Raw genomic sequence first — 6,613 nt, 5'->3', positions numbered from 1 at the left:
TCGAATACTTCAAACCTAGCCTGTTCACGCCGAACAGACTTTTTTTCTGCCTCATCTATACCCCGCAACTTAGGTTAGCTAGGGTATTTCATGCTATGTCAGGCTATCGAAACCATAGCTCCACTACTAAAAAAGCCCTGAATAATATCGAGGTTATTGAGTCTGGCACCCAGGCTCTTATTGTTGACATCAATGCGCTCAGACAAGCGCTTAACCGACGGATTGCTGAAGCTGGCAATGACAATTCGTTAAAGGTTGAGCTGAATGAAAAAGAACAGCTTAAAATGAATTTGCTAAGTAGGAAAATTGCTGCCTACTGTGATTCATTGCGCATTATAAATACTCCCGCAACTGCCATAAAGCTGGTTCCATCGGGTATCGCTGCTCTAAATAATTCGCAGGCTTTTTCTCTGGTTTATTCCGCGGAGGCATCCCTGGGCGAAACGCTGGCGTCACTGGCCCATATGGAGTCCCGAATTCTTGCCTTCGAAGCCAGCGCCTTGCAGGAGCAGTCCTTAGTTATTGGCTGTTACCAGGAGCGGACTTATAATGCGATAGGGGTTATGGCATCGGCCGAGTCAAATACTGTCAGCGCTGGCAGTACCTATAAGGCTACCATGATGCTTAGCACGATGGTGAGGCCCGAGCCCCTGGAAATGCGGGTTAATGGGAGGGTAATTCCGATTAATAAGGACGGTCAGGGCGAGGTTAGCTTTATTGCCAGTCCTGAGGCTTTGGGAAAGCAGCAAAAAACTGATAAAAAGTGGGTTGGTACCATTCGCACCAAGTGGCATGGGAAGGACACTATTTATCGGGTATACGTGCCTTATACCATTGTGCGTCCATCTGAATAGTTTTCCCGCTTGCTGATTACTAATCATGACTTCCATTGAATTAATCCAGAAACCTCTACTCGAATTCACTCCCGCCGAAGCCTGCGCGGCCATGAACCGCTCCTTTGAGGAATACCTGGTGCCCATGGTATTCACGCCGGCAACGTTTGAGCGCCGCTTTCGGGGCGAAAACCTGGATGTGGAAGCCAGCAAGCTATGGTTTAAGGGAAGTGAGCTGGTAGGGGTGGTGCTCATTGCGCGACGGGGCTGGAACAGCCGGGTGGCGGCTATGGGGCTGGTGGTGGGTGAGCGCAGCAAGGGCTATGGCAAGGTGATGCTGCAGGCCGCCATAGACGAGGCGACGGCCCGCGGCGACCATAACCTGCTCCTGGAAGTATTTACGCCCAATGAGCGGGCCCGCCGCCTTTACGAGAGTCTCGGATTCCGGAACACCCGGCTGCTATCAACCTTTAACTGCCCGGTGAAAACGACCTCGGTGAGCAGCCGGGAGCTGACAGAGGCCGACCCGCGGGAAGTGGCCCGGCTCCTGGGGCAGGAAACGGATATTGAGCTGCCCTGGATGGTAGCGCCCGAAACGCTGGCTGCCACGGCGCCACCCGTGCGGGCTTTCCACCTGGAAAGTAAAGCCTATGCCATCGTGCGGGCCGACCCCACCCGCACTCTGTTGCTCACCCTGGTGGTGCCCCAGGCCTACCGGCGGCAGGGCTGGGGCAGCCGTCTGCTACGGGCCGTGGAGGCCGCGTATGCCGATAAGAGCCTGATGACCTACATGGTACTGGAAGGGCCGGCTTACGAGTTTCTCACCGCCCGGGGCTGGCAGCCGCAGGACCTCACGCTGTGGGAAATGGTGCGGCCGCTGTAGCGCGGACTTTCAGTCCGCGGGTCTGGGGCCTCCGAATTGTTCAGGTGTCGTTCCGGGGCGCGGACTGAGAGCTCGCGCTACTGTGTCAGCAGCACTTTCCAGGCTTCCAATAGGCGCCCTTCTTCCAGAAATTGCTGGGCCAGCTGGGTGAGCTGCTTTTGCAGCTCAAGTGCGTCAGACTGGTGCTTGTGGAGCAGGTAAGCTACCATGGGCTCGTTGCGGAACTCCTGCACCTGCTCGGGCGTGGGCAGGGCTTCGCGCTCGATGTTGGCCAGGCGGCCGAGCTGGTTGCCGCTGAGCAGGGAGCTGTGGCGAATGTGCTCCGGCAGCTGGTCGAAGCCAATGCCCTTGTTGCGGTTGGGCTTGGGCACTTCGAACAGGCTTTCCTGCGTCACGCGGCTGTACCAGTCGCCGCCCAGCCGGGCAATGGCCTGAAACTTATGTGGGTCGACGCCGGGGCCGGACTCCAGCAGGATGTCTTCGCGGAAGTGGGCCTGCACGGCGCGGCAGAGCACCAGGTTGCCGCCGCCGTTGCTGGTGCCCACGGCAATAATCTGCTCTACCACGCACTCAAACGACACGGGGCACTCCAGCACCCGGGGCGGACGCACCAGGTCGGATTTGGCCTCGGTGAGGCCGGCTTTCACGAATTCATTCACGCCCCGCTCGTACTCGGTGCTGGCCAGCGACATCTGCTCCACCAGGGGAAAGTCGCAGATGTTGATTACGCACTCGGCTACCTCGCGCACGTTTTCCAGGGTGTGCTTCTGCGTGTTGTCGCGCACGCGGTTGGCCGGCGAAAACACGAAGGTGGGCGGGTTGGAGCTGAACACGTTGAAAAAGCTGAACGGGCTCAGGTTCACCTCGCCGGCGGCCGAGATGGTGCTGACGAAGGCAATGGGCCGGGGTGCCACGGCGCCCAGCATAAACTGGTGCCACTCGGCCGGCTTAAGCGTGCCGGGGGTGATGGTGCGGAAAGTGGGGGAGGCGGGCATAAGGGTGGGGTTTGGAGGGCCAAAGCTACAGGCGTTTCGGCGGTCCTCTCACCGGGCACGCCCCACCCACACGTGGCCTAGCTCTACTAGTACCATCTCCTCGCAGCCCGGCGCCTGGTAGAGCTTATGCTTTTTAGCCGACAGCCGCCGGCTGTTTTTGAAGTCTTCCGGGTCAAACCCTTCCAGATGGACTTGGCAGGTCCACTCTAAATCAGCAGCCCCGGGCAGGCTGGCGTACGTTGCGGGAAGGGGCAGCGGCTGGTTGGCTCGTGCAAACGTGTTTTCATAGTAGTCCAGCCTTTCCCCGACGCCGGCTACCAACTGCGAGTGGCCGAAGTCCGGCTCAAACAGCCAGATGGCCAGGTAGTGCTGGGGATGCCGGGCTTGCAGCTCCTGCTGCCAATAGGAGTGCAGCGCCAACAAATACGCTACCCAAACCCGGCGAATGACTAATGGGGGCTTCTCGTGCCCAAACCAGAGGTTGAGGCCCAGCTTCTGGTGGTCGTAGTGGTAGGCGGCAAGATGGCTGAAATCCGGAGTACTCAGCTGTCGGGCCCAGCGTTGGTGCCGGCGTAGGTGACGGCTAAAGCCCCGTATTTTCTTCCTGCCTGCCATGTTCCTGTAGTTTTAAGCGTTTAAAGCTAGCGCCTGCCCATGAGAGTTCTGTTTCTACCACTCCTTCTTCTCACTGTAGGCCGTGCCCAGGCGCAGGCCCCGGCTGCCGACACTGCCCGCCTGCGCCAGCACCTGGTTTACCTCACCAGCACGCCCCAGGCCCGTAACCACGCCCACCCGGCGGTGCTCGATTCGGTGGCGGCCTACGTCCGGCGCAGCCTTCACGCCGCCGGGGGCCGCACCGAAGAGCAGCCATACCAGGTAAACGGCCGAACCTACCGCAACATCATTGCCTCCTTCGGGCCGGAAACTGGCCCGCGCCTTATCATCGGGGCGCACTACGACGTGTGCGGCGAGCAGCCGGGCGCCGACGACAACGGCACCGGCGTGGCCGCCCTGCTCGAAACCGCCCGCCTGCTGGGCCAGCAAAAGACCTTGCCCTACCGCATCGATTTGGTGGCCTACACGCTGGAGGAGCCGCCGTATTTCCGCACGCCCCAGATGGGCAGCTACCGCCATGCCCAGCGCCTGCACCAGCAGCAAGTGGCGGTGCGCGGCATGGTGGCCCTGGAAATGCTGGGCTACTACGACGACCGCAAAAACAGCCAGCGCTACCCCTTCGGGCCCCTGAAATTCATTTATGGCAGCCGCGGCAACTACATAACCGTGGCCCAGAAATTCGGCAACGGCCGATTCGGCCGGCAGTTTGCGCGGCGCTACAAGCACGCCGCCGGGCTGCCGGTGAAGCGCTTTAAGGCCCCGGCCTGGCTGCCGGGCATCGACTTCTCCGACCACCTCAACTACTGGCACTTCGGGTATTCGGCCGTGCTGCTGACGGACACGGCCTTTTACCGCAACGCGCACTACCACGAAACCACCGACACGCTGAGCCGCCTCGACATGCGCCGGCTGGGCCTGGCCGTGGATGCGCTGCTGGCTACGGTATTGGGAAGCAGGTAAACGCTGGCCGTTTACCTGCTTTTTGCTAAATTGGTATATGTTTGCTAAATAGCTGTAGCTTTATCCGGCCACCTACCCCTTTGTTAAGCATGTCCGTCCCGGTTTGTCCAAAATGTGAGTCGAGGGAAGCCACCAAAAGTGGTGTTGTAAACGAGCGGCAGCGGTTTAAGTGCAAAAGCTGCCACTACCACTATACCGTGGCCAAAGTGGGCCGGGAAGTAAATCCGTACTACGTAGTGAAGGCACTGCAGCTTTACATTGAAGGGGTGAGCTACCGTGAGATTGAGCGGCTGCTGGGCGTAAGCCACGTGAGCGTGATGAACTGGGTAAAGAAGTACGGCGTGAAGGCTCCCCGGCAGACCGAATACCACCCGACGTATAAAATCCTGAACCAGGCCGAGCTGACGGCTTTTTTTCAGGTGCCGGGAAACCTGAAAGGCGCGGGCATGATGGTAACGGAGCTGGGCGACAAGTTTATGGTGATACGCTGGGAGCGGTTTAAGCAGTAGAAGGCCGGGAAGCCGACACCGCGGGACTACCCATAGCTATAGTATTAGCAGAACTATCCCTTGGCAGCATCAAAGTGGCAGGAGCGGGCGCTACTTCGCCGGGCCTAGCCGGTACTGCCGGGGACTGGGCGCCGCGAACTATCTAAAATTCCCACCATCCATTCTCCATCGTATGCGAACCACGCGCTACGCCCTGGCCCTGAGCGGCCTGCTGCTGGCCGGAGCCGGCACTGCCTCGGCTCAGGCTCCTCCAATCCCGCCTGCTGACGCGCCGGTGCCGGCGGGCAGCAATGCCCTGCCCTCGGGACAGCCGCAGCCTTCGGCGCCGGTAGCCCCGACGGCGGGCAGCGCCGCTACTCCCACGCCAGCCGAACCGGTGCCCTACGGCGCGGGCATGAAAGTGAACCTCTCGCCCGATGGCTCCAAGTACCTGCGCTTCATCACCTGGCACCAGGTGTGGACCCGCTACACCGAGAACAACACCGGCACGCTGCGCGCCCCCAACAAGCCCCAGGACAGCCAGGTTGACTTTGCCCTGCGCCGCTCGCGCTTCCTGGTGCTCTCGCAGCTCAACCCGCGCTTTCTGGTGTACACGCACTTCGGCATCAACAACCAGACGGCCGTGAGTGGGGGCGTGGTACCGGCCCAGGATGCGAAAAAGCCCCAGCTTTTCCTGCACGAGGCCGTGGTGGAATTCAAGGTAAACCAGTACCTGAGCCTGGGCACGGGCATGCACTACCAGAACGGCCTCTCGCGCCTGACCCGGGCCAGCACGCTCAACTTCCTGACCATGGACGCGCCGCTGACCAACTGGCCCACCATTGAGGCCACCGACCAGTTTGCCCGCGGCATCGGGGCCTACGCCAAGGGCCGGGTGAAAAAGCTCGACTACGCGCTGAGCGTAAACGAGTCGTTCCTCACCAACCAGACCGGGGCCCTGAGCACGCCGCTGGGCCTGGGCACCACCGTGGGCAGCGGCCCGGCAGCCCTGAACACGGGCAACAACGTGGCTCAGTACAATCCGCAGGGCACCAACCACGTGTACCAGGGCTATTTCAGCTACGAGTTTCTGGACCTGGAATCGAACCTGATACCCTTCAACGTGGGCACTTACCTGGGGACCAAGCGGGTGTTCAACATCGGGGCGGGCTTCCTCTACAACCAGGACGGCATGGTGTCGCGGCCCACGAGCAGCGTGGTAAACGGCGCCCAGATAGCCAGCCCCAGCACCATCGAAACCAACAAGCACGACATCGTGCTGCTCTCGGCCGACGTGTTTTTTGATACGCCCCTCAACAAGGAAACCGGCACGGCCCTCACCGTCTACGGCGTGTACTACAACTACAACATGGGCCCCAACCACGTGCGCTTTATCGGGGCCTCCAACCCGGGCTACGGCACCGATGCCCGGCGGGGCAACGCCGTGCCTCACTCCGGCACCGGCAGCGTCGGCTTCGTGGAAGCCGGCTACCTGCTGCCCAAAAGCCTGTTCGGCCCCAAGCTGCGGATGCAGCCTTACGCCTCCCACCTGCTGGCCGGCTACGAAGGCCTGCGCACCAGCACCGGCGAGCGCAAAAACGTGAACATCTTCGACATCGGCTCCAACTTCTACATCGACGGGCACAACGCCAAGTTTACCCTCAACTACCGGCACCGCCCCGACTTCACCAACGTGAGCGAGGTGAAGTACCGCCCCGAAATCACGCTGCAAACCCAGGTTTTCCTCTAGGAGCCCGGCGCCGCCGGCTCCAGTGCCGCCCGGCCCTTACGCTCTGCCACAGTAGCTGACTTTTTATTCCCGCCCTTCAAATCTTCACT

General features: G+C 60.7%; 7 protein-coding genes. 5 read left to right on the top strand and 2 right to left on the bottom strand.

Translation table 11 applies throughout. The features are described 5' to 3' along the window. Positions 1-854: hypothetical protein (locus ABD919_RS14690; RefSeq protein ID WP_345236780.1), on the top strand; the 854-nt coding region annotated here is incomplete at its 5' end. A gap of 25 nt (positions 855-879) precedes the next feature. Continuing rightward, on the top strand, positions 880-1,716 hold the full coding sequence (locus ABD919_RS14685; RefSeq protein WP_345236779.1) for a GNAT family N-acetyltransferase: 837 nt from the start codon (positions 880-882) through the stop codon (positions 1,714-1,716). Between the two features lie 77 nt (positions 1,717-1,793). On the opposite strand, the gene ABD919_RS14680 is transcribed toward ABD919_RS14685, so the two are convergent. Next, positions 1,794-2,711, bottom strand: coding sequence for a flavin reductase family protein (locus ABD919_RS14680; RefSeq protein WP_345236777.1), 918 nt, complete (start codon positions 2,709-2,711; stop codon positions 1,794-1,796). A gap of 48 nt (positions 2,712-2,759) precedes the next feature. Beyond that, positions 2,760-3,326, bottom strand: a complete 567-nt coding sequence (locus ABD919_RS14675; protein ID WP_345236776.1) for a hypothetical protein — start codon at positions 3,324-3,326, stop codon at positions 2,760-2,762. Between the two features lie 39 nt (positions 3,327-3,365). On the opposite strand from ABD919_RS14675, the gene ABD919_RS14670 reads away from it, so the two are divergent. The 3 genes from ABD919_RS14670 (at position 3,366) to ABD919_RS14660 (ending at position 6,524) form a co-directional block, all read left to right on the top strand. Beyond that, complete coding sequence (locus ABD919_RS14670; protein WP_345236775.1) at positions 3,366-4,286, top strand: M28 family peptidase; 921 nt, start codon at positions 3,366-3,368, stop codon at positions 4,284-4,286. Positions 4,287-4,375: 89 nt separating this feature from the next. After that, the gene (locus ABD919_RS14665) at positions 4,376-4,795 is read left to right on the top strand and encodes an IS1/IS1595 family N-terminal zinc-binding domain-containing protein (protein WP_345236774.1); all 420 of its coding nucleotides are present in this window, start codon (positions 4,376-4,378) and stop codon (positions 4,793-4,795) included. 172 nt (positions 4,796-4,967) lie between these two features. Beyond that, on the top strand, positions 4,968-6,524 hold the full coding sequence (locus ABD919_RS14660; RefSeq protein ID WP_345236773.1) for a hypothetical protein: 1,557 nt from the start codon (positions 4,968-4,970) through the stop codon (positions 6,522-6,524). Positions 6,525-6,613 lie beyond the last annotated feature (89 nt).

Source organism: Hymenobacter saemangeumensis, from assembly GCF_039541835.1.
GTDB classification, from domain to species: domain Bacteria; phylum Bacteroidota; class Bacteroidia; order Cytophagales; family Hymenobacteraceae; genus Hymenobacter; species Hymenobacter saemangeumensis.
This window is presented reverse-complemented; position numbering and strand designations above follow the sequence as displayed.

Coding starts and splice junctions, on each gene's coding strand:
- ABD919_RS14675 (WP_345236776.1), bottom strand. CDS start 3,326: ATGGCAGGCAGGAAGAAAATACGGGGCTTTAGCCGTCACCTACGCCGG.
- ABD919_RS14660 (WP_345236773.1), top strand. CDS start 4,968: ATGCGAACCACGCGCTACGCCCTGGCCCTGAGCGGCCTGCTGCTGGCC.
- ABD919_RS14685 (WP_345236779.1), top strand. CDS start 880: ATGACTTCCATTGAATTAATCCAGAAACCTCTACTCGAATTCACTCCC.
- ABD919_RS14665 (WP_345236774.1), top strand. CDS start 4,376: ATGTCCGTCCCGGTTTGTCCAAAATGTGAGTCGAGGGAAGCCACCAAA.
- ABD919_RS14670 (WP_345236775.1), top strand. CDS start 3,366: ATGAGAGTTCTGTTTCTACCACTCCTTCTTCTCACTGTAGGCCGTGCC.
- ABD919_RS14680 (WP_345236777.1), bottom strand. CDS start 2,711: ATGCCCGCCTCCCCCACTTTCCGCACCATCACCCCCGGCACGCTTAAG.